Raw genomic sequence first — 22,858 nt, 5'->3', positions numbered from 1 at the left:
TTAACTTTTTAGGAGGTTTCTATCAATGATTAAGCGTAAAGGTGAAAAAATTATGGGGATTATCAGTATTGTCCTCAACGTAATTGGTGTTGGTTTTGGGGCATTGATGCTCTCTGTGGACCCAGCATTTTATGAAGAAATGAATGAAATTTTACAAGAGGAAGGCAGCGCCTTGCCAGTTGAAACACTCGAGGCATCGGTTCATGCCTTTGGCGTTCAGTTTATGGTTGTTTCCGCAATTGCGGCTGTCTTAGCCCTTGTTGGTGTGATTGTTTTGAAAACAGACCGCCGTGCCGTGCTTTCTGGTATTCTTTTCTTGGTTTCGGCTGTGACTCTTTTAATTGGAACTGTTGGTCTTGCTTTCGTTCCGATGATCTTGTTGCTGATCGTTGGATTGATGTCACTCATTAGAAAACCGAAAACAGACATTCACACGAGTGAATATCCTTCATAATTCAAAAGAAAAAGACATGCGCTGGTTTGCGCATGTCTTTCTTTTTATATGATGCCAATCAGTTTGGCGATGATGAGTAAAACGATACTGAACCCCCACATCCAAAAGAAGGAGTAGCGGATATGTTTCCCCATATCGACCCCTGCAAGACCGATGGCAAGCCATACAGCAGGTGCAAGGGGGCTGACAAAGGTGCCGATGATATTTCCAATCATCATGGCGTATGCCGCAGATGTCCCTGACACACCAACCTCTGATGTAATCGATTCGACAATCGGCAAGAGTGCATAATAATAGGCATCCGTACTTGTCAGCATATCAAGCGGAACCCCAAATATCCCCACAATGATATGTAAAAATGGCAGTAAGAAAGCTGGCAAAATGTGAATACTGTCCACTGCAATCGCCTTCAGCATGCCCGTTCCTTCAAGAATTCCTAAAAAAGAACCTGCGGAGAAAATTACAGCTGCCATCATTAATGCACTTGGAGCATGCGCCTTAATTCTCTCCATTTGTACATTCACATTCGGATAGTTCACCAAAAGTGCTAGTGAAAGACCAATCATAAACATATAACTAGCAGGAATCACGTTCAGCACGAGAAGGACAACAACAGCTAAAAATAGAATGAGATTGACCCACATTAAGTGATAACGCTTTAAAGACGCATCGCCTGTTTCGCTGATCGATTGAATAGCACGATCCCAATCGGCGCCTTCTAATTGGACAGCAGCTATTTCATTTGCCGCGATTTTCACCCGAATTCGTTTTTCTTCTCTTTTTCCTAAAATGAATGCCATTCCTAATACGAGCACGACCCCGATCAGCTGAATGGGAATAAGCGGTACCCACAGTTCAGATGGGTCCATATTTAGGACACTAGCTGCCCGTCCTGTGGGGCCAGCCCATGGAATCATATTGGTTAATCCAGCACTTGTCCCGATTAACAATAGCAATAAATAAGGACTCATATGTAATTTTTTATAAAGCGGAAGCAGTGCAGGTACAGTTAATAAAAAGGTTGTAGCGCCTGCTCCGTCTAAGTGTGCGATGACTCCAATCAAGGCAGTTCCCATCGCAACTGTGACAACATTCCCTTTTGTCAGCTTGATTAACGCTTTAATTACAGGTTCAAAGAACCCCGTATCTTGTAAAATGCCAAAAAATAAAATGGCGAAGATAAACATGGTCGCCACTGGCAAAACTTTGATAATCCCTTGTTCAAAGAAAGTTTGAATGTCATTGATACCAAATCCCGCGATGAGCGCCCCTATTAAAGGCACCATGACCATGGCGACAATTGGACTTGCTTTCCCCCAAATCAGCAAAACAACAATCGTTAAAATAATCAACAATCCAACAAACGTTAACATAAGCCCCTCCCCCTACAATAAACCGTTTACATTTGTTTTTTTTTTACCAATGCAATCCCACATTTGCATTGAAAAAAAGAGTATCAAAAATATGAGTATTAGGCAACCGCTTTCATACCTATACAATGGTAAAAAAGGATGGCGGGGCCAATCATGGTGCGGTGTTCAATATGTCAAAAAATTTAGATGAAAAATAATACTTCTATTGATAATCTACTATCGGGAGAAATTTTATGGGTATTTAGATTCAACAAAAAGTAAAAAGCGCCCTTTGGATGGACGCTTCTTTCACACTATTTTTTCAAAATAACGTATTCGTAAGGATTCAGTTGTAACTGTTGAGATGTATGCTGTCCAGTCAGCATATTTTCATAGCTTTCCGCTGAATCTAGTGAAATGTTCTGTTGCTGTTCTGTAAAATTCATCATAAACACAAAGTCCTGCGATCCATCTGTTCGTTTCTGGACATTGACTCCCTCTGGAATTGAAGAGGAGAGGATCGGCTTTATCCCTATTCCTGTGATGAGATCTTCGTAAAAATCATCATAAAACGCTTGCTCATTTTCAGAAGCCATATAGTATGCTTTCCCTTTGCCAAATGGACGGACAGTAAGGGCGGGCTGCCCTTCATAGCAGCCATTCTCAAAATGCCCTAACACAGAGGCTGATTCTGGGTGAATGGATTCGCAATATTGCCCGACATGGTAGGTGCGTCCATTTCCTGTGGTCATTAAAACGTGTTCACCTGGCATCAATGTGTTGATTTCCTCTGCCCAAACACCAAGTACATGGCGGAGAGGGCCAGGGAAACCACCGAGGAAACAGAGGTCGTTTTCATCGACCATGCCGCTCCAGTATGTTGCCACAAAAATGCCGCCCTCTTTGACAAATGCTTCGATCTTTTCTGCCACGCCTGGTTTGATCATGTAGAGCATTGGTCCCGCAAGCACTCGATAGGATGAGAAATCCTTTTCCATCCCGACAATATCAACAGGGATGCCCTTTTTCCAGAAACTGCGATAGTGAGTTTGGCAAGCCTCTACATAGCGTTTGTTGGTATTATTTAAGCCTTGCGCATCATCAATTGCCCAATGGTTTTCCCAATCATATATGATGGCGACCTCTGGTTGAACGGATGTACCCGCAATCGGTTGAAGCTGCTCCAGCTGTTTTCCTAAATCAGCGACTTCTTGAAACACACGCGTGTGTTCATGTCCTGAATGATCCACAACAGCGCCGTGGAATTTTTCAGAGGCGCCTCGACCTTGTCTCCACTGGAAATAAAGGACGGAGTCGGACCCGTGGGCAATTGCCTGCATGGCAGAGAGGTGTGCCATTCCTTTATGCTTCACCTTATTCACTTCATGCCAGTTCACGAGGCTTGGTGTGCTTTCCATCACAAGAAACGGCTGACCGCCCTTTAATGAACGATACAAATCGTGAACGAAGGCGACGTTTGACGCTAATTCTGCAGTGGATTCTCTGCCGCTATGCCATGCTGGATAGCTATCCCATGAGATCACGTCGACTTCTTTTGCAAATTGATGATAGTCCAGTCCAAGGAATGGACGCATATGTGGATAGTCGCCCATAAAATTGGTGGTTACTGGCACATGAGGTGTTAATTCTCGTAGCGGTTCAATTTCATTTTGATAAAAATTGATCGTTTGCGCTGTGACAAAACGCTTCCAGTCTAGGTTCATGCCGTGAATCATGTGCTCCCCGTGAGGTGCTGGTGACTCGATTTGTGACCAATCGGTAAAGGTGTGGCTCCAAAATCCCGTCCACCATGCTTGATTCAAAGCTTCAAGGTCATGGTTGTATTTGTCTTTCAAATAGTCTCTAAATGCTTCTTGGCAAAGATCACAATGACATTCGCCGCCGTATTCATTTGAAATGTGCCACATGATCAGCGCTGGATGGTCCTTGTAGCGTTCAGCAAGCAAACGATTGAGTGTATTCGTTTTTTCTCGATAAACCGGTGAGGTGAAGCAATGATTATGGCGAAGTCCGTGTAAGTTGCGCTGGCGGTTTGCTTCAACGCGTAAGACTTCTGGATATGTTTGCGAGAGCCAAGCAGGTCTTGCTCCGCTTGGCGTGGCGAGAATGGCGTGAGCTCCCTGCGCTGCCAAGCGATCCATGATATCATCCAGCCAGGCAAAATCATATTCCCCTTCTTTTGGCTCGAGCTTGCTCCAAGCGAAAATGTTGATAGAGAATGTTTGACAGTGTGCAAGCTTCATTAATCGAAAATCTTCGTCAATGATCTCCGGCATATGAAGCCATTGATCAGGATTATAGTCGCCACCATGCAAAAAGCCTTTCACATTTGGGTGAACGAGTGGGTAACGCTTTCCCATTTTGTCACGTCCTATCTGTTTAATTACGGTGTCATTTGTTTAAATACATCAAGAGAAGGCAGGGCTTTTCCGTTGAAATCAAACATGGCCTGATTTTCCCAAGCATTCCCGACTGTGCCGGTTGTTTGAATATAAGCGAGCCCGTATTGACTAGACCACGGAGCACCTTTTGCTGGAATCCAAAGCGGCTCCCAATAAAAGAACCCTTTCCCGCGATTGTTTTTTACTTGTGAAATTTTTTCTGATAGATCTCGTATAAAAGATGCCTGCCCTTGTGGTGATGCTGGATAACCGGCCGTATTGACTGAATCTTGGTTAAATGAGTTATCGAGGTTGTCACCATTTGCTGTTGTAAAGCCGTAGGCGGTTTCTACCACGATGACATCTTTGTTATAGCGGGCGCTAATATCATTCATGTTGTTAGTAAGACCGCTAAATCCCCCGTCCCAATACGGGTAGTAAGATAAACCGATCGTATCGAACGAAACGCCTCGTTTCGTGATTTCATCAAACCACCAGCGAGATGCACCATTGTCCCCTCCATGTGCAAGATGAAGCATGACTTTGATGTTTGAATCGACAGAGCGGACAGCATTTGTCCCCGCTTTTAGCAAAGCAGCGAGTCGGTCAAATTCACCGCCGCCTTCACCCCAGCTCTTTCCGTTCGGCCAAAGCATACCTGAATTTAATTCATTCCCGACCTGTACCATATTTGGTAGGGCATTTTGTGCTTTCATCGCTTTAAGTACATCGCTTGTGTAAGTGCCAACAGCTTTTTCTAAATCGCTTTGGGAGAGATTGATCCAAGCTTTCGGTTTGAACTGTTTACCGGGATCGGTCCAGAAATCACTGTAGTGAAAATCAAGCAGCACTTTCATGTTTTGTGCTTTTGCACGTTTCGAGAGAGCAATGGCGGTATTTAAATCGTTTGTCCCCCCGTTATAGGCACGGCCTTGGTTGTCGTATGGATGGTTCCAGAGTCTGATGCGCACATAGTTGACACCTTTCTCTTTTAATAGCTTGAGCGGATCAACCTGCTGCCAGTTTTGGTTGTAGTATTTGCCGCCGCTTCGCTCCACTTCTGCGAGCATGGAGATATCGGCTCCTTTGATGAAATCACCTTGCAATCCATTGATCGGTTTCACCGAAATCGTATCAGCCTTTGCTTCAGGCAGAATACCTAACCCCACCAGAAAGAAAACGACAACAGTGACAAGCAACCATTTCTTCATCAAATCTCCCCTTATCCTTTTGTCCCGCCTTGTGTGAGGCCGGATACAAATTGTTTTTGTAAAACAAGAAACAATAAAGCAACTGGAATCGCAATGAGTAAAGCCCCTGCTGCAAAGGTCGTGTAGCTGGCACCCATTTTGTCTGATACAAGATTGTATAGACCGATTGGGAGCGTATACATTTCGGGTGAGCGGACAATGACACTGGAGATGATGAAATCACCCAGTGGTCCTGTAAATGAGTTGATGGCAACAACGGCTAAAATCGGCTTGGCAAGCGGCATAATAATTTGGATGAAAATCCGGAAATGCCCTGCGCCATCCATTCTGGCTGATTCATCGAGATCCTTTGGAATCGCATCAAGATAGCCTTTCATTAAATACGTATTCATCGGAATTTGTCCGCCTGCATAAATCAAAATCAATGCGAGGTGGCTGTTAATGAGTCCAAGCATTTGAGCCAATACAAATATGGCAATCAGCGCTGAAAATTGAGGAATCATTTGCAACAGCAAAAAGAGCATTAGCCCATTTTTGCGTCCTTTGAATCGGAACCTAGAAAAGGCATAACCTGTAAAGCTGACAAGGATCAACGTTAAGAGCATAGTCGCAATACTGATTTTCATTGAGTTCCAATACCATTTTGCATAAAGTGCCCCCTGACCGAAGAAGAGTTCTGTAAAGTGGCTGAACGTTGGATTCTTCGGAAACATGCTTGTGCTCATCAGGCTGTTCCCAGGATTAAAGGAAGCGCCGATCGTCCAAAGGAGTGGATATAGAATACAAACGGAGGCAATGAAAAGGATGAAATAAGTAATACTCAGGCGAATGAGCTTATTTTGTTTTGATCCCATATCACATCATGTCCTCCTCTTTAAATGAATTCGTTCTCTTAAACTGCCAAAGTGCAATGGCAATGACGAAGATTGACAGTAAGATTGTAACAGCGGCAGCGAGTGCATATTGAGAAGACTGCATCGTCAGTTTGTAAATCCAAGACACCAAGATGTCTGTGCCCCCCGCTGTAGATCCAGCAACAGGTGGCCCCCCGCCATTAAATAAATAGATGATATTAAAGTTGTTAAAGTTAAACGTATATTGCGTGATTAATATAGGTGCAATTGAATAGAGGACAAGCGGTAATGTAATGGAACGGAATTTCTGAAAGAAATTTGCCCCATCAATGGTTGCAGCCTCGTATAAATCTTCAGGAATGGCCTGCAAAACGCCAGTTGTCATAATGAACACAAAAGGAAAACCAAGCCAGGTCTGCATCGCAATAAGAGCGATTTTGCTCCAAAATGGATCTGTCAGCCATGGTTTTGGATCAATTCCAATCGATGCAAAAAGGGTATTGTTGATCGCACCAAACGTGTCGTTAAACAATCCAGCAAACACCAAAATGGTCACAAATCCTGGAACAGCCCACGGCAGAATCAAAATCGTTCTGAAAAACCGTTTTCCTTTTAAATCTTTTTGATTGAGAAGAACCGCTAGGAAAATGCCGACAGCACATTGAAGGGTCGATGCAGCCAACGTCCATACAACCGTCCAGCCTAGTACATCAATGAATGTGTCTCTCCAAATATCGATTGAAAAGATATTTTGAAAGTTTTTGATGCCTACCCAATCAATGAGATTGGCAGGAGGCGAGTGGTATAAATCATAGTTTGTAAAGGCCAGCGCAAAGCTGAACATAATAGGAAAGACAACAGAGAATAGAAGTAAAAAGAAAGCAGGAGTGCTCATTAAGTAAGGAAAGCCTTGGTCGATGAGCTGATGGTATTGAGCACGGATGGAATGAAGCGGAACCCCTTGATCACGTTTCTTTCCGTTCATAAATGCATCACGTATCATGAGTACATAAAAACCGATGCCAAATCCAGCTGTTAAAAGTGCAATAATTCCTTTTGCTAAAAGGAAAACAGAGTTGTCACGAGGCAGCATCGTACCAAGTGTGAACAGCCCCCAGAAGCCAATATTGAATAAATCATAAAACACAAGTAGAAAAGAAACGCCAAACAGGAAAAAGAGTGCCCCTTTGCCATACTGTTTGTTGTATATTTGCCCCATCCCGGGTATAAGAGAGAACATTAGCGCCCGTCTCCGGTGTGTCTTTGATTCCACTATGTGTGTGCGGTCTAGTTCAAGGTTACCCGTCACGTCTAACACCTACTTCATATGAAATTAGATCAAGTGCAGGCAGCATGACAGATGAACAGCTACCTGCGCTTGGTGTTTATTTGGAGTGATTCGCTTTAATTTGCGAGTCGATTTGTTTGACCGCATCATTAAATGCCTTTTTCACATCGGTACGGCCAGTCGCAATCAGCCCTAATGCGCTGTCAATCGGCTTCCACACCTCTGCCATTTCTGGATTGTTCGGTGTCAGCGTGGCATATTTCGTTTGCTTTGAAACAGCATCCGCATTAGCGTTTTCAGTAATGACTGGGTCTTTCATCAGCTTTTTCACTGGTGGAATTTCCTCTGTTACTTCAAAGCGCTTTTTCGAATTTTTTTCGTTCGTGATAAACTCAACAAATTTCTCGGCAAGTTCTTTATTTTTAGAATAAGAGGAGACGTTGTAGCTCTTTACACCTAAGAACGAGCTCATATGTTTTCCGTTAGGGAGTGTTGGCAGTTCCGTCACGCCATAGTCGATACCCGCTTCTTTATAAGGACCAAATGACCATGGACCAGAAATCACAGCCGCTGCCTTTTTCTCAGTGAATAAGGAATTGAGGACATTGATTCCTTGCTCACCAATGATGCCTTTCGGGAAAAGTCCTTCGCTAAAGAATGTCTGAATGTATTTTCCGCCTTCGATGGCACCATCGTTATTAAGACCAATATCATTGACGTCATAAGAACCATCGTTTTTCTGTTTGAAAATATAGCCACCTGAACCGCCTAATACACTTTCTGCGTAGTAAATTTCATCCCACTTCGCAACAAAACCGTATTTCCCGTCCTTTGTCAGCTTTTTCGAAAGGTCATACCAGCCATCGAGTGTCGTTGGTGCCTTTTTGACAAGGTCTTTGTTATAGAAAAGCACAGTGGTTTCAACGGATTTTGGCAGGCCATACAGCTTACCATCTATCGTTTGTGATTGAATCGATTCGTCTGTGAAGGAATTGATCACTTTTTCATCTGGTTTGATTTCTTGTAACAATCCCTCTGTGACAGCTGATCCAATTTGGTCGTGAGGCATGGTGATGACATCTGGACCAGTGCCGGCTGCGCCATCGAGACGAAGCGCTTCAATTTGGTCGGCATATGCTTTTTCGACTACTTTGACTTTCACGTCGTTTTGTTTTTCAAATTCTTTGACGGCGTCTTGAATCCCATCAGACTTTTTGACATCCTCCCACACTAGCAAGGTCTTTGTACCTGTAGATGCCGGCTGTGTACCGCTTGAATTGTCATCTCCTGGTCCGCATGCTGACAGTAGCAGCACAGCAGTACCAACGACTGCCGATAATGTCGCCCATTTTCCCTTTTTCATTCATAATCCCCTCTCGTTCTTTTTTCATAGATGATAAGAAAACGCTTTCTTAATGTGAGAATATCAACTTGAGTAAAAAAAGTAAACACATTTTATTAAATTTATTAAGTAAAATTTTTTACCGAAATAAAGAGAAAAGAAGCCCGCCACATACGGCAGGGCTTCCAGCTGTTTATATCGTGCTTTTCCGAAAGACAGGATCTGAGGCAATCAGCACGGTTTTTGGTAATGTTCTGCCATCAACAAGTCTTTCTAAAAGTAAATCGACAGCTGTCTCGCAAAGTAAAGAGGTATGGATGTGATAAGTTGTGAGAGGTGGTGACACATATTGAGAGACGTGAATATCGTTGATACTAAAGACACTCACTCGATTTGGTAAAGAAAAACCGCGTTCATTTAATGCTTGTAAACAGCCTATCGCAAGAGGATCACTTGCGACACAAAAAGCGGTTGGCAGGTGATCGCCGAGCTCGTCGATCGCCTTCATCATCAATGAATAGCCTTCATCTACAGAGAAGTGGTGACCGATATAGACCAATTGTTCATCCAGTTTGTTGTGTGCTGTCATGTACTGGCGGAAGGTCGTTTCACGAATATCTGGAATCCGCCTATTTGTATTGAGATCAAGATCTGTCCCGCCAATAAATCCGATGGATGTGTGCTGTTTTTCGATAAAAGAATCGATAATCTTTTCTACAATTCGTTTCAGGTTTGGTTTCACAGAATCAAAGCGGTCTTCATCTGGTGATGTATCAATAAAGACGATATGTTTTGTGATCGCATATAATTGATCAAGCTCAGTTTTTTTAAATCGACCGATGGCGATGATGCCTTCTGTAGAAGGATCAATCGATTGAAGACCATCAGATGGGTTGTAAGCGGTAACATTTAAGCTTCTGGTATTGGTGAGTTCCTCAATGCCTAGACGAATGGATTTAAAATAAATATCTTCAAGCTCTTCTTTTTCGGTCATCCAATAGAGAAAGGCAATTTTTTTTAGTGAATGTTTGAATGTCTTTTTTTGATAGGACAAAGCTTCTGCTGCCGCGTATACTCTCTCACGTGTTTGATCCGTAACCGATAGGTTGGGATCTTGGTTCAGTACGCGAGACACGGTGGCGATGGATAATCCGGCTTTTTCCGCAATGTCCTTTATTTTAGCTGCCAAGTCAGCACCTCCTATAGAAAATATCTCCTTTCAGTATAGAGTCTTTAAAAAAATTAGTAAATATTTTTATTAAATTGATTGGTTTAGGCTGTTCTTTACGAGTTGGAAAGGAATTAGTAAGATATATGTATTGAAGATGTAGGATTAAGATTTCTGATAGGAGAGGGACAGATGTATTATGATGCACTGAAGACATTTGTGACAGTGGTAGAAGAGAAAAACTTTACAAAAGCAGCTCAGAAGCTACGGATTTCTCAACCGAGTGTCAGTCTTCACATTAAGAACTTGGAGCAGGAATTTCAGACGGTTCTGCTCAATCGTTCGCCAAAGCAATTAACGGTGACGCCAACTGGGGATATGCTGTACCATCGATCAAAACAAATCATTCGTTTATATGAACAGGCGAAGCAGGATATTTATGAGCATCATCATCTGGCACGAGGGAAGCTCACGATTGGAGCTAGTTTTACCATTGGGGAGTATGTGCTGCCGCAAATTTTGGCACAATTTCATCAGCTCTATCCGCATGTTGATATTGAGGTAGTCATTGATAATACAGAGGCGATCGCTAGACATGTTCGGTTGTTCCATGTCGACATCGGACTGATTGAAGGACAAACCAATGACAAAGAACTCTCTGTAGAAACGTTTCTAGAGGATGAACTGTATATCGTTGCACCATTAGACCATCCGTTTGCAAAGAAAAAGGATGTCACCATTGATCAATTGCAAAATGAAACATGGATCACAAGAGAAGAAGGATCTGGGACAGGAGAATACTTACAGCACGTCCTGAAATCAAATGGCCTGAAAGCGCGGACCTTTGTGACATTTAGCAGCAATCAAGCGATTAAAGAAGCTGTCATTCATGGAATGGGGCTGTCTGTTTTATCTAAATATGTCCTCCAGCGGGGCAGCATTGGCGGGGAATTGGCTGTCATTTCTGTGAGGGGAATGGACTTTAAACGGACATTTTCCTATGTCGAATCCCCGATGACAGGTGGGAATAAAAATAAGGAATTGCTTGTTGAGTTGTTGAGAAAAGAGAAAAAAGACGCTTCTCCGCAGTAGGGAGAAACGTCTTCTTTTATAACCCTTTGATGTTGATTTCATCGACTGGGAGGAAAATCTCACCTGTATCTGTATACTTCATGGTGACTTGATCCCCTTCTTTTAAATAAATAATAAGAGGCTCTTTTTCAGATGACATGGTGTAGTTTTTCCCATCGTCTAGTAAGAAGGTGACGGTTGTATAATCACCGGTCTTTTCCTTATACACCCTCTTCACTTTGCCTGTTGACTCTTTCTTTTCTTGCTTTGATGAACTATTGACGGTACCGCCGCCTTTTTGAAGAGCAGTTTTATAGGCTCTTAGTGCTTCATTTGGTGTAGAAGCGTATGCGGCGATTTCAGGATTGGCTGCCGAAACAATAAAGTAGTTTTGCAGGAATCCGTTTGAATCGAGAACAGGTGTAAGCCAGCTGGCTTCCCCGTAGAAATTATAAAGAATCGGCATGCGGCCCTTCCATTTCTTCTCGATAAATCGTTTCTCAATAATTTGCAAAGCTCCCTGTGAATCCATGTAGGATTCTTCAAGATTACCCGTATAATACGTGGCTTTTCCTGTTCGGGCATTTGTTAGTGCATACCCGAGCATGGAATCAACGCCCTCTTTTGGACTGGTGAAATCTGTGAAGTAATACATATCCCCTTTTGAATCAAACACTGGACTTACATTGGCTTCCGTTCCCTCGTCTGAAGGCAGCTTCACATCTGATTTTCCAAACATACTGTTCCAGAAACCATGTACATAGTTGCCGAAGTAACTATTTTGCAGACTGACGGCCTCTGGTGACACAGCGCCATCAATAAAGGCTGGTACTTTGTCTAAGGAATATTTCTTCGTTTCACCCGTTTTGGCATCCACAACAACCACACCTGAAGCTTTAAACCCGTTTCGTGCAGAGATGAAATCTCCAAATGTTTGGATGTAATAAGGCTTGCCATCATCATTGATCTCTAGCTGCGTGTCTCCATAGAAAATCAAATCTGGGTACTGAAGACGGATATGCCGCTCAATTTCCTTATTGAAATAGGAAGAAGGCGTATAGACCATCTCGGTTTTCACAAACTTTGGATTGGCAGATGAGTCGGTCGCACTTAGTGTAAAGTAACCCGGTGTGCTGCCAGAACGAATCCATTTAAAGAAATCGGAGAACTCGACGGGGGCGATATACACATACTCACCATTGACCTTCTGAATTTGCAAGCTGCCAAGCTCGTAGTAACTCGTGTTTGGCACCTGTCCGAACGATTTCTTCATCTTATTGCGAGCAAATTGCGGTGGTACACTCGCAGGTGTTTCTGTCTCATCGAACGCTTTGATTTCGACTTTTTGCTCCATTTTAGACACGTCGAATTTCTCATTTGCATTAAATAGAAAAGCGGTTGCCATATAAACACCGAGCAGCAATAATATGAGAAATAAAACGCCCTTGATCTTCCGCTCCAATCCCACTGATAAAAAGGCACCTGCTGCTGTCACAACAAGTCCAATGAGCCACAGTGATGATGGGTTGCGGTCTAAATTGGTGATGTAGTAGAAGCCGAAAATCCCGATGATAAACAGCAGTGCCAGTCCCGCAATCCACATAAGCGGCACCTGTTGTTCAGTCCCTTTCTTTCTAACGATTAACCTGAGTGGTGTGAGCAAAAGGGTCAGGACAAGACCGATCACAACCGAAAATAACAACATATATCCCACAAACAGATCTCCTTTCAAATCAATCACTCTTTTAGTATATACGAGTGAGACGGGGAAAAGATTCACCGGATGGCAGGTTCATTTAAATGCCGATCGAATCAATGGCTGATTGAACATCTTCTTTCAGCTCAAAAAATGTGAGTCTTTTTTCGATTTTCTCTATTAACGCGTCAATGGCTTCACCTGACATATGGGTTTGGATGTTCCTTTGATGTTTGTACACGTTAATCAGAAGGTCATCAATCAGATCTACTATTTTTTTGGCTTCTTGGCGATCCTCTGCAAATTCATTTTGAAGTTGATGCCGGATGGCTCTGATCAGCGCTGTTTTCTGTTCTTCTTTGATCTTTGCCTTCAAAGCAGCCAGCTCTGCTGGTGTCATATCTTCCGTGTTAAAGTTTGCTTGAGAGAAGATGGAGCTAGATGTATGCGTATCTGTCACTCTCTGCAAAAAACGATCTGCGTCTGTTGGTTGTTTCTTTGAAAATTCCATTTGTCGTACTCCTTAAGAAATACCCATATTCTTGGCAAGGGTTGTATCTGCATCGTGGTATTGTTTTCCTAGCTGGCTCATATCATCTGATATTGAGTCCATCCACCTTTTCATATCCATCGCATGATCAATCGCTGCATCATATTTTTTGACCGAATAGAACTCATTTTCAAGACCCTCTGTTTTTAAGTGGCGAATCACAGCATCCACATCTGAAGCCGTCAGCTGGTCATACGAACCAAAACCGACAATTTGTTTGTATCTTGAACGGACGCGTTCCACCGATTGATCCACTTTGTCATCGAGTTTCTCAATTTTACGAATGATTTGCTGCATATGGTGCTCGGCATATGTGGAGAATTTACGACCTGTGTTCATAAGAACATGCGACTTGATTAAAATCGCTACCACACTTTGCGGGTGGACATTTGATTGGCTCAATTGATGTAACATGGCGGCAGTGAGAGAAGGGTTTTTTCTCAACATATCATCAATGGTTTGAACGGAGCCATCTGACGAAAAGGAATACCGGTCTAAGCCATGGCTGCCGGCGAGGGCTTCAAGAAATAAATTCGCATCAAGTGATGGATTCACACTCATTGCCCGATTGAGGAGATTTTTCATAAATTGGACGGCCTTTGAGGAGTCCTCAGTGTAATCGACGCCTTCAGGTAAAGCGGCATCATACATCACTTTCACACGACCGATTTCTGTCGTATGACGATTTAAGAGAGAAAGCCCGTCATTGAGATTGATATATTCTGTTAATCTACTACGGTAATCACCTTTTAAAGCTTTGGCTTGCAGACCATCCGATAGATTTGGGTAAATATTCGGATTCTCAAAGGTGACCCCGCCTTTAATAAAATCATTTTTGACAAGAACATAAGAAGCATTTGACCCGCCAAGTGAATGCCCTGTCACATACATCTTCGCATTCGGCATTTTCTTATGGATCTCTTTTGCATATCGGTCCGCCTGCACCATTTGATTCTCTGCGCCGTGTTCAAAGGGGATATTTTTAATCAAATACTTCGTATCTGAAATCAACCAATCTTGCACAATCTCATTTGTATAGGTCGTTGTCCCTGTCGTCACCTTCGTCGTGACTTCCTTTGACGTCTGTGACTGGCTAAAAGGAGGCAGCTTTGTCAAAATGGTAGAAAGAAGATCATCTGACTCTTTTTTTCCATGTTTTTTAATGGTATCTTTATATTGGCCTGCGCCAATCGGTTCTGAGCCGCGGTAGGCGATGACGGCGTTTTTGATTTTGGTGAGGTCTTTTCCGCCATCGGAGCGCTCGAAATCAATCTCGGATACAAGGGTTAGTGCATTAAGACCTTTTTTTGTCTCTTGATAGTCAACAACATACATTATTTGACCATTACTAATTTCTATCTCTTGAGAGTGCTTATAGTTTTTAATTGCATAAGATTTTGATGATATTTCTTTATAATCTTCGTCAGTAAGCTTAAATTGATTTGATTTAATGGGCAATAATAACACTCCTGTTATATTTATCTATGTTAATTATATTATAGGTTGGTATAAATATCTATTATAAATACATGGCTTATTATACAAAAAAGAGCAAGTATTATATCAATAAAAGGTGGATATTGTATAAATGAAAAACACAATTAAAATTATATGTGTTCTAGTTCTCGTCGTAGTTATCTCGGTGATGTTAATTATTCTAAACTTTGATAAGAAAAAAGAAACAAACGATGCAGGAGGAAAAAATATCGTGGAAGAAAGAGAAAAGAGTGATCAAGAAATAGCAGAAGATTTTGCAGAGAAGATGAAACCTAAGGTTGAAGAGCACTTGCACAAAAGAGATATTCATAAATTTATTAAAACCATAACGTTTGAAAAAAATGTGACCATCAATCCTATGGGGGATATTATAATCGATGGCTATATAAATAATGAACCGGAGAAGTACGGATTTTCAGCTTCTTTACAATATAGAGCTAAAAAAATCGGTTCAATGAGTTATGATCCTGAGTTGTCATATCGTTTTAAAGATTGGGATAAATTTAAAGATGAACCAGAATTAAAGGAAAACTATCTTAAACGACTCTCTGAAAAAGAACGAGAGCAATATCTCAAAGATATTGGCGAAAAAGAGTAAAACAGGGACTTGTCTCTCTGTTTTTATTTTGTCAATTTCATTGGTAGATTGATTAAAAGTATATTAAGGAGTTTTTGCTTTTCATGAGAAATACATTGAAATTTTGTATCATCATTGTGGTTACCTTCATCTCAATAACTGTGTTCGTTGTAGAGTTCATTCATCAGAGTTTTTCTGATGAAGTAGTGAAAGAGAAGAACGATTTAGAACAAGCAGAAGAAATGAAACCGAAAGTAGAAGAACGTTTACATAAAATAGATATTCACAACTTTATTAAAACCATTACGTTTGATAAGAGAGTAAATGTTAATCCAATGGGTTATATAATAATTAGAGGGTATATTAATGGTAACCCAGAAAAGTATGACTTCTCTGCATCATTAGAATATCGATCTAAGGAAGTAGGTACCATGACCTTTTCTCCTGAATTATCTTATCGATTTAAAGACTGGGATAAATTCAAAGATGAACCTGAACTAAAGGAAAACTATCTTAAAAGACTCTCCGAAAAAGAACGTGAACAGTATCTTAAAGATATTGGAGAAAAATAATAAAACAGGTAATCACCTACCTGTTTTTTATTTTTCATTATTAAGAAGGTGGCAACGGTAGACATGAAAAACACAATAAAACTTGTATCTGTTTTGGTCGTTATCATCATTGTCTCAGTGACTTCGTTAATCACTCAGCACAATAAGCAAAGTAAAACAAATGATGTGGTAAAAGAAAAGAGCGATCAAGAAAAAGCAGAAGAGCTCGCAGAAAAAATGAAGCCTAAAATAGAAGAATGTTTACGCAAAGAAGACATCCATCACTTTATTAAGACCATAACGTTTAAGGAGAGGGTAACTATTAATCCTATGGGCTACATCGTAATTAGAGGATATATAAATGATGAGCCAGAAAAGTACGAGTTCTCCGCTTCATTAAAGTATAGAACAAAAGAAATCGGTTCAATGAGTTATTCAGCAGAACTAGGAGATCGTTTTGAGAACTGGGAAGATTTTGATCCTCAAGTGAAAGAAGACTATCTAAATAGTTTATCTAAAAAAGAACGCGAACAATATTTGAAAGACATTGGAGAAAAAGTGAAATAACAAGTCGACAAAGCCGATTGATTCCCTAAATCAATTCCAAAATATGCTATCATTCCCCTAACAACACTTACAAACAAGGGAGAGCTTTCAAACATGGCAAATAAAAAGAAATTGATCTTGGATGTAGACACTGGAATTGATGATGCGATTGGTATTTTGCTTGCAGTGAAAAGTAAGCGGTTTGATATGTTGGGGATCACAACGGTGTGCGGGAATGTGTCTGTTGAAGTGGCGACGTTGAATACGTGTAAAGTGCTTGAGTTGGTTGAGGCAGAGGAAATCCCTGTCATCAAAGGTGCAGTAACGCCTCTTTTGAGAGCCCCTCATTATGAACATCGGGTGCATGGGGAGGATGGAATTGGCGGCGCTTTAAAAGATGTCGAGCCTAAGAAGACCGCAGATGAAGGTTTTGCGCCTGATTTTATCATTGACCAAGTACTGAAGTATTCGAAGCAGGTTACGCTTGTGTTGACAGGACCGTTAACGAATTTAGCCCTTGCGGTAAAAAAATGCCCTGAGCTGATTCATCACGTGAAAGAAGTCATTTTTATGGGGGGTGTCGTGCAGGGACAGGGGAATGTCACACCGGTTGCGGAATTTAATACATATGCAGATCCAGAAGCGGCGAAATTGGTGCTGGAGGCTGGTTTCCCTTCATTGACTCAAGTAGGGCTGGATGTCACGAGACAGGTCTTGTTAACGGATGAGAGAATTAATGCCATTCAAAATGAAACGTTAGCCAGTTATATCAGAGAGAGCACAAGCATTTACCGCCAGCGCTATTTTGAGCGGAATGGGGTGTGGGCATGTGCCATGCATGATCCGCTTGCTGTAAGTCTTGCAATTGATAAACAACTTGTGAATACACAGGCTTTTCATGTAGAAGTGGAGACGAAGAGTGAGTTCTGCGATGGTCAAATGATATGTGATTTTCAGCATCAATGGGGAAAAGATCGCAATCTTCAAGTGTGTATGGATGTAGATGCTGAAGGCTTTTTTGATTTAATGATCAAAGTCTTGAATTCTTAAAAAAGAAGTCTGTGCAAACAGGCTTCTTTTTTATAAGATGGGAACATGAGGAAATGTATGCGCTCACATGAATGAGGAAGGAGTGAAGTCGATTGGCTTCTGTCAGTTTAAGTAGTATGGATAAGATAAGGGCAGCAAGCAGAGGATTGCCGCCAAAACTGAAAGCAATTGCTGAGCACATTACGAGTGAGCCCCGCGACATCATCCATTTGTCGATTGTCGAGCTTGCCAAAAAGACAGCGAGCTCAGAGGCAACGATTTTTCGTCTTTGTAAAAGGCTTGGATTTGAGGGGTATCAAGATTTGAAGATTGCTATTGCCCAGGAAATAGACCAAACGAAGCCTGATTATGTAGATGAAGAGATGAGTCTTGACGATGATACTGCCGTTTTTATGCAAAAGGTATTTCAGGCAAACATCACTGCATTAAAGGATAGTTTTCAATTGTTGAATCCAGAAGATGTAGAAAAAGCCGTACAATTAATCCATGAAGCAGAGCGCTTAGAGTTTTATGGCAGTGGTGGGTCTGGACTCATCGCCACAGATGCTTTTCACAAATTTATGAGAACAGGCATCAACTGTATTGTTCATACAGATTCTCACTTTCAAGCGATGTCGGCAGGTCTGCTTGATCAAAAGAGCACAGTGCTTGGTATATCTCATTCTGGTCGAAATAAGGATTTACTGGATGCGATGAAAACAGCTAAGGAAAAAGGAGCGAAAACCATTGGCATTACAAGCTATCAGCGTTCTCCATTGAGTCAGCTTGCAGATGTCACGCTGTATACATCAACGCAAGAAACGGCTTTCCGAACGGAAGCGATGTCTGCTAGGCTTGCCCAGCTTACTGTGATTGATGTGCTATATTTTGCGCTTGCACATTTAAGGCAGCAGGAAACATTAACAAACTTAAAGCAAATGAGAGAAACCATTTCTCAAAAAAGAGTGTAATGGTTTCAAAAATAAATTTTTCTATTAGTGAAAAATGCTGTTGTGGTAACGATTCTAAGGTTTTAAATGAAAATTATTTTCTTTTTGGTAGTTGAATGTCGAAAAAAATATTCCTATAATGGGATTTATCAGGTACACCGGCACCACGACACTTTATTTCAAATCAATGATTGGGCGTGATACAGATGAAGGGAAACCAGGCGGTAATTGGTTTGGATATTGGAACAACAAGTACAAAGGCGGTTCTATTTGGACCACAGGGGAAAGTCATATCAAAGCATTCTGTTCCTTATGACCTCATTCACCCCCAGCCAGCATGGGTTGAGCAGAACCCTGAACATATTTTAGATGCTGTGATTGCGAGTGTAAGAGGCGCATTGACGAAAGCAGCATTTGATGCAAAAAACCTCATAGGTGTGGGAATTAGTACGGCGATGCATTCCTTAATCGTCATGGATGAGAATGGAAAAGCATTAACAAACAGTATCATTTGGGCTGATAACAGAAGTGCAGAACAAGCGAAACGAATCATAACGGACTTAGATGGCTTTCAAATTTATAAAAGAACCGGAACACCGATCCATCCAATGTCACCGCTTTCAAAAATACGATGGATCAAGGAAATGACACCTGACGTCTTCAATCAGGCAGCAAAATTCATTTCCATCAAAGAGTATGTCCTTTATCATTTCTTCGGTCAGTATGTGGTCGATTATTCAATCGCATCAGCAACAGGACTGTTCCGATTGGAAACGCTTCAATGGGACGAGGAGGCACTACGTATTGCAGGAATTCAGATGAATCAGCTGTCTGAACTTGTTCCAACGACGCATCAGCTACGTGGTCTTCAGCCAGAAATTGCGCTGCGAATGGGCATTGAAGAAGATACACCATTTGTTGTGGGTGCAAATGACGGTGTACTAGCGAATCTTGGTGTTGGTGCGATTGGCAAAGGTGAGGTAGCAGTCACGATTGGGACAAGTGGTGCAGTACGTACAGTCGTAGATCAGCCAATTACAGATGAGCAATCAAGAACATTTTGCTATGCATTGACGGACAAGCATTGGGTCGTCGGAGGACCGACCAATAACGGCGGAATTATGCTGAGATGGCTCAAGGATGAATTTGGGTCTTCCGAGGTGGAGGTAGCAAAGCGTCTAGGTGTAGACCCTTACGATCTGATGATTGATATTGCAGAGAAGGTTCCAGCTGGCTCAGAAGGACTGCTGTTTCTTCCATTTTTAACAGGTGAACGTGCACCTTATTGGAATCCAAACGCAAGAGGCACGTTCTTCGGGATCGGTCTTCAGCATAAGCGCGAGCACTTTATTAGAGCCGTGTTAGAAGGCGTCATTATGAGTGTTTTCTCGATCGGTGTGGCACTAAGAGATTTAACAGGTCCAGCGAAGGATGTCAGGGCTTCTGGTGGATTTGCGAGATCCCCGCTATGGCGGCAGATTTTGGCGGATACAATGGGCAGAGAAGTGCTTGTTCCAGAGAGCTACGAGGCTTCCGCACTTGGGGCGGCTGTCCTTGCACTTCATAGTTTAGGTCATATGGAAGAGATAGAAGAGGTGCAGGAATGGATTCGTATTTCTGCCCGCCATGAACCAAATATGAAGAACAACGAAACATACATAGAGCTGTTTTATTTATATGAGCGTCTCTATGACAAACTGAAGGATGAATTTGATGTCATTAGTGCGTTGCAGTTAAAACAAAATCGTTAAACATCGGGGAAAAGGTGGGAGAACATGCTTTTATTCATTGTGATTGCGGCGATTGTCCTTTTACTCATTCTCATTACAGTCGCTAAGTTGAATCCGTTTGTGAGTTTGATCATTACCTCTATGCTAGTAGGCTTTGCTACAGGAATGGATTTACAGGAAATCATTCAATCGATTAAAACGGGATTAGGGAACACGTTATCGTTACTGGCGATTGTACTAGCGCTTGGGACCATGCTTGGGAAAATGATGGCTGAGTCAGGGGGCGCTGAGCGGATAGCTCAAACACTCATCAGTCGTTTTGGGACGAAGAATGTGCATTGGGCGATGATGTTTGTAGCCTTTATCGTGGGGATACCTGTCTTTTTCCAGGTCGGATTCGTTCTTCTCATTCCCTTACTCTTTACCATTGCGATTGAAACGGGCATTTCGCTCGTGACGATTGGGATTTCATTAATCGCAGGATTGTCTGTTGTGCATGGGCTAGTTCCGCCTCACCCAGCTGCAATGGCAGCAGTAGGCATCTATCATGCCAACGTGGGAAAAACGATTTTCTTTTCAATCATCGTCGGTTTGCCAACAGCTATTATCGCTGGACCGCTTTATGGTAAGTGGATTGGAAAACGGATACATAAACCAGTTCCAGAGATGCTCAGAAAGCAATTCACGGAACGACATGCTGATCGGAAGCTTCCTGGTTTTGCAAATACGATGTTTACCATTTTGGTGCCGGTCATTCTTATGCTGCTTGCCACGTTGGCGGATATTATTTTGCCAGAGGATAGTATGTGGTATCAGATGTTCAAGTACATTGGAGATCCCATAACAGCTTTATTGATTGCGACAGTGTATTCTTTCTTTAGTCTTGGCTTTATACAAGGGATGAGCCGTGACCGAGTGCTGTCATTTAGTAACGATTGTTTGGGACCGATCGCTTCCATTCTGCTTGTGATTGGTGCGGGCGGAGCGTTCAATAATGTACTGATCGATTCAGGCGTTGGGGATTATATTGCTGATTTAGCCAAACACTCCCCAATCTCACCGATTTTACTTAGCTGGCTGATTGCTGCGGTTATTCGTGTGGCAACAGGATCTGCTACAGTATCCATGATGACAGCGGCCGGAATTGTAGCCCCAATTGCTGCATCCATGCCGGATGTGAGCAGAGAGCTGCTTGTTTTAGCAACAGGAGCGGGTTCATTGATTTTGTCTCATGTCAATGACTCTGGTTTTTGGCTGATCAAAGAGTATTTTGGTATGACCATTAAAGAGACGTTCTTGACTTGGACGGCTATGGAGACCATCATTTCCGTTAGCGCCATTGTATTTATTATGATCATAAATATGTTTATATAACGGGACAACAGCTCAATTCTTCGGGATTGGGCTGTTTTTGGCTTGTTGTTATGCCGCTTTTGACAATTTAGGATAAAATAATGATATTGAGCTATGGGAGGCGGACACGATCGAACCTTTAAAACATGTATATAATGAACCATTTATTCAACATTTAGCAGAAAAACTTGTGCAAGCGTCAACTGTATTTGATGCTGATCACTTTCAGCAGCTCGTGTTTCAAGAGGATTGGGAGCAGCTGGAGTTAAAAGGACGAATGAGAAGAGTGACTGAATCGATGCACGCCTGTCTGCCTGAGGATTATGAGAAGGCAATCGATGTACTGCGTCAGACAGCACCGCATTTTACAGGGCTCAGTGCGCTCGTATTTCCAGACTACGTCGAGATATATGGTGTTGACCATTGGGATATCTCGATCAAAGCACTTGAATTCTTTACACCGTTTTCCACTGCTGAATTTGCCGTTCGACCTTTTCTCATTCAAGATCAAGAGAAAATGCTGGCGCAGATGCTTGTGTGGTCACAGGATCAAAATGAACATATTCGCCGTCTCGCTAGTGAAGGGTGCAGGCCTCGTTTGCCGTGGGGATCATCCGTCCCTGCGCTGAAAAAGGACCCTTCTGTCACGCTGCCCATTTTAGAAAATTTGAAGTCAGATTCGGCCAAGTATGTGCAAAAAAGTGTAGCGAATCATTTAAATGATATTTCTGCAATTCAGCCAGACCTCATGAAGCAAATGGTCAAAAGCTGGTATGGAACCAATGAACATACAAACTGGATTGTCAAACATGCATCCCGTACGTTATTGAAAAAAGGCGATCCAGATATCATGGCTTTATTTGGCTATGGAGATGATCCGTCTATCCAAGTAACGGATTTGAAGGTGACGCAAGACCCCGTTCGTATTGGAGAGAAGCTGACCTTTCATTTTATTCTTCAAACTGATAAGCCATTAAAGCTGCGCGTAGAGTATGCCATTGATTACGTGAAAGCTCGTGGTACACGCAATCAAAAGGTATTTAAAATCACAGAATTTGAAACAGAATCGGCGCTGCATAGAGAATTTGTCCGGTCACAGTCGTTTCAAAATATGACAACGAGAAAGCACTATGAGGGCATTCATACATTAACCATCATCATCAACGGCATCCCAAAAGCGTCTGTCGATTTCGAAGTCACAGCAGCTGCTCATGAAAAAACCCGCCATTGAGGCGGG

20 protein-coding genes are annotated in these 22,858 nt (G+C 42.1%); 10 read left to right on the top strand and 10 right to left on the bottom strand.

Annotation, left to right across the window (positions count from 1 at the left end; all coding sequences use genetic code 11):
* Nucleotides 1-25: 25 nt before the first annotated feature.
* Nucleotides 26-454, top strand: coding sequence for a DUF4064 domain-containing protein (locus M2353_RS18935; RefSeq protein WP_007497283.1), 429 nt, complete (start codon nt 26-28; stop codon nt 452-454).
* A gap of 44 nt (nt 455-498) precedes the next feature.
* Here the strand turns inward: M2353_RS18935 and M2353_RS18930 are convergent, their stop codons facing one another.
* The 7 genes from M2353_RS18930 to M2353_RS18900 form a co-directional block, all read right to left on the bottom strand.
* Nucleotides 499-1,827, bottom strand: a complete 1,329-nt coding sequence (locus M2353_RS18930) for a CitMHS family transporter (RefSeq protein WP_058337133.1) — start codon at nt 1,825-1,827, stop codon at nt 499-501.
* A gap of 293 nt (nt 1,828-2,120) precedes the next feature.
* Nucleotides 2,121-4,187 (bottom strand): beta-galactosidase, encoded by a 2,067-nt coding sequence (locus tag M2353_RS18925; protein WP_284725902.1) that lies wholly within the window; start codon nt 4,185-4,187, stop codon nt 2,121-2,123.
* A gap of 23 nt (nt 4,188-4,210) precedes the next feature.
* Entirely contained in the window at nt 4,211-5,419 is a 1,209-nt protein-coding gene (locus M2353_RS18920) for a glycoside hydrolase family 53 protein (RefSeq protein ID WP_284725901.1), read from the bottom strand.
* Nucleotides 5,420-5,430: 11 nt separating this feature from the next.
* A complete protein-coding gene (gene ganQ, locus M2353_RS18915; protein WP_007497274.1) occupies nt 5,431-6,273 on the bottom strand; it encodes a galactooligosaccharide ABC transporter permease GanQ in 843 nt (280 codons plus the stop codon).
* 1 nt (nt 6,274) lies between these two features.
* Nucleotides 6,275-7,513: a carbohydrate ABC transporter permease gene (locus M2353_RS18910; RefSeq protein WP_045033662.1), complete on the bottom strand. Its 1,239-nt coding sequence runs from the start codon at nt 7,511-7,513 to the stop codon at nt 6,275-6,277.
* 145 nt (nt 7,514-7,658) lie between these two features.
* The gene (gene ganS, locus M2353_RS18905; protein ID WP_284725900.1) at nt 7,659-8,924 is read right to left on the bottom strand and encodes a galactooligosaccharide ABC transporter substrate-binding protein GanS; all 1,266 of its coding nucleotides are present in this window, start codon (nt 8,922-8,924) and stop codon (nt 7,659-7,661) included.
* 172 nt (nt 8,925-9,096) lie between these two features.
* Nucleotides 9,097-10,092, bottom strand: a complete 996-nt coding sequence (locus tag M2353_RS18900) for a LacI family DNA-binding transcriptional regulator (protein WP_057078847.1) — start codon at nt 10,090-10,092, stop codon at nt 9,097-9,099.
* 171 nt (nt 10,093-10,263) lie between these two features.
* Here M2353_RS18900 and M2353_RS18895 point away from each other — a divergent pair, with 171 nt between their 5' ends.
* Entirely contained in the window at nt 10,264-11,163 is a 900-nt protein-coding gene (locus tag M2353_RS18895; protein WP_025208260.1) for a LysR family transcriptional regulator, read from the top strand.
* Nucleotides 11,164-11,179: 16 nt separating this feature from the next.
* Here M2353_RS18895 and M2353_RS18890 read toward each other — a convergent pair whose 3' ends face one another.
* The 3 genes from M2353_RS18890 to M2353_RS18880 all read right to left on the bottom strand — a co-directional run bounded on the left by M2353_RS18890 (nt 11,180) and on the right by M2353_RS18880 (nt 14,846).
* Nucleotides 11,180-12,856, bottom strand: a complete 1,677-nt coding sequence (locus tag M2353_RS18890; protein ID WP_008347341.1) for a hypothetical protein — start codon at nt 12,854-12,856, stop codon at nt 11,180-11,182.
* An 82-nt stretch (nt 12,857-12,938) separates the two neighbouring features.
* Entirely contained in the window at nt 12,939-13,349 is a 411-nt protein-coding gene (locus tag M2353_RS18885; RefSeq protein ID WP_024720438.1) for a hypothetical protein, read from the bottom strand.
* 12 nt (nt 13,350-13,361) lie between these two features.
* Nucleotides 13,362-14,846 (bottom strand): lipase family protein, encoded by a 1,485-nt coding sequence (locus tag M2353_RS18880; RefSeq protein WP_342394157.1) that lies wholly within the window; start codon nt 14,844-14,846, stop codon nt 13,362-13,364.
* A 130-nt stretch (nt 14,847-14,976) separates the two neighbouring features.
* Between M2353_RS18880 and M2353_RS18875 the strand changes: the two genes are divergently transcribed.
* From M2353_RS18875 to M2353_RS18840, 8 genes are all read left to right on the top strand, one after another.
* Nucleotides 14,977-15,483 (top strand): DUF1433 domain-containing protein, encoded by a 507-nt coding sequence (locus M2353_RS18875; protein ID WP_284725898.1) that lies wholly within the window; start codon nt 14,977-14,979, stop codon nt 15,481-15,483.
* A gap of 83 nt (nt 15,484-15,566) precedes the next feature.
* Nucleotides 15,567-16,034 carry a DUF1433 domain-containing protein gene (locus M2353_RS18870; protein ID WP_284725897.1) on the top strand — a complete coding sequence of 156 codons (468 nt, stop codon included), beginning with the start codon at nt 15,567-15,569 and terminating at the stop codon, nt 16,032-16,034.
* A 63-nt stretch (nt 16,035-16,097) separates the two neighbouring features.
* On the top strand, nt 16,098-16,580 hold the full coding sequence (locus M2353_RS18865) for a DUF1433 domain-containing protein (protein ID WP_045033679.1): 483 nt from the start codon (nt 16,098-16,100) through the stop codon (nt 16,578-16,580).
* Nucleotides 16,581-16,673: 93 nt separating this feature from the next.
* Entirely contained in the window at nt 16,674-17,609 is a 936-nt protein-coding gene (locus M2353_RS18860; RefSeq protein WP_268372462.1) for a nucleoside hydrolase, read from the top strand.
* A 116-nt stretch (nt 17,610-17,725) separates the two neighbouring features.
* The gene (locus M2353_RS18855; protein WP_034646848.1) at nt 17,726-18,559 is read left to right on the top strand and encodes a MurR/RpiR family transcriptional regulator; all 834 of its coding nucleotides are present in this window, start codon (nt 17,726-17,728) and stop codon (nt 18,557-18,559) included.
* 185 nt (nt 18,560-18,744) lie between these two features.
* A complete protein-coding gene (gene gntK / locus M2353_RS18850) occupies nt 18,745-20,289 on the top strand; it encodes a gluconokinase (protein WP_144683275.1) in 1,545 nt (514 codons plus the stop codon).
* 24 nt (nt 20,290-20,313) lie between these two features.
* Entirely contained in the window at nt 20,314-21,642 is a 1,329-nt protein-coding gene (locus M2353_RS18845; protein WP_284725896.1) for a GntP family permease, read from the top strand.
* Between the two features lie 109 nt (nt 21,643-21,751).
* Nucleotides 21,752-22,852 (top strand): DNA alkylation repair protein, encoded by a 1,101-nt coding sequence (locus tag M2353_RS18840; RefSeq protein WP_425332887.1) that lies wholly within the window; start codon nt 21,752-21,754, stop codon nt 22,850-22,852.
* Nucleotides 22,853-22,858 lie beyond the last annotated feature (6 nt).

The organism is Bacillus aerius (assembly GCF_029894105.1).
GTDB classification, from domain to species: Bacteria; Bacillota; Bacilli; order Bacillales; family Bacillaceae; genus Bacillus; species Bacillus altitudinis.
This window is presented reverse-complemented; position numbering and strand designations above follow the sequence as displayed.

Coding starts and splice junctions, on each gene's coding strand:
- M2353_RS18865 (WP_045033679.1), top strand. CDS start 16,098: ATGAAAAACACAATAAAACTTGTATCTGTTTTGGTCGTTATCATCATT.
- ganS (WP_284725900.1), bottom strand. CDS start 8,924: ATGAAAAAGGGAAAATGGGCGACATTATCGGCAGTCGTTGGTACTGCT.
- M2353_RS18930 (WP_058337133.1), bottom strand. CDS start 1,827: ATGTTAACGTTTGTTGGATTGTTGATTATTTTAACGATTGTTGTTTTG.
- M2353_RS18920 (WP_284725901.1), bottom strand. CDS start 5,419: ATGAAGAAATGGTTGCTTGTCACTGTTGTCGTTTTCTTTCTGGTGGGG.
- M2353_RS18885 (WP_024720438.1), bottom strand. CDS start 13,349: ATGGAATTTTCAAAGAAACAACCAACAGACGCAGATCGTTTTTTGCAG.
- M2353_RS18845 (WP_284725896.1), top strand. CDS start 20,314: ATGCTTTTATTCATTGTGATTGCGGCGATTGTCCTTTTACTCATTCTC.
- M2353_RS18925 (WP_284725902.1), bottom strand. CDS start 4,187: ATGGGAAAGCGTTACCCACTCGTTCACCCAAATGTGAAAGGCTTTTTG.
- gntK (WP_144683275.1), top strand. CDS start 18,745: ATGAAGGGAAACCAGGCGGTAATTGGTTTGGATATTGGAACAACAAGT.
- M2353_RS18875 (WP_284725898.1), top strand. CDS start 14,977: ATGAAAAACACAATTAAAATTATATGTGTTCTAGTTCTCGTCGTAGTT.
- M2353_RS18855 (WP_034646848.1), top strand. CDS start 17,726: ATGGATAAGATAAGGGCAGCAAGCAGAGGATTGCCGCCAAAACTGAAA.
- M2353_RS18860 (WP_268372462.1), top strand. CDS start 16,674: ATGGCAAATAAAAAGAAATTGATCTTGGATGTAGACACTGGAATTGAT.
- M2353_RS18895 (WP_025208260.1), top strand. CDS start 10,264: ATGTATTATGATGCACTGAAGACATTTGTGACAGTGGTAGAAGAGAAA.
- M2353_RS18935 (WP_007497283.1), top strand. CDS start 26: ATGATTAAGCGTAAAGGTGAAAAAATTATGGGGATTATCAGTATTGTC.
- M2353_RS18870 (WP_284725897.1), top strand. CDS start 15,567: ATGAGAAATACATTGAAATTTTGTATCATCATTGTGGTTACCTTCATC.
- M2353_RS18910 (WP_045033662.1), bottom strand. CDS start 7,513: ATGTTCTCTCTTATACCCGGGATGGGGCAAATATACAACAAACAGTAT.
- ganQ (WP_007497274.1), bottom strand. CDS start 6,273: ATGGGATCAAAACAAAATAAGCTCATTCGCCTGAGTATTACTTATTTC.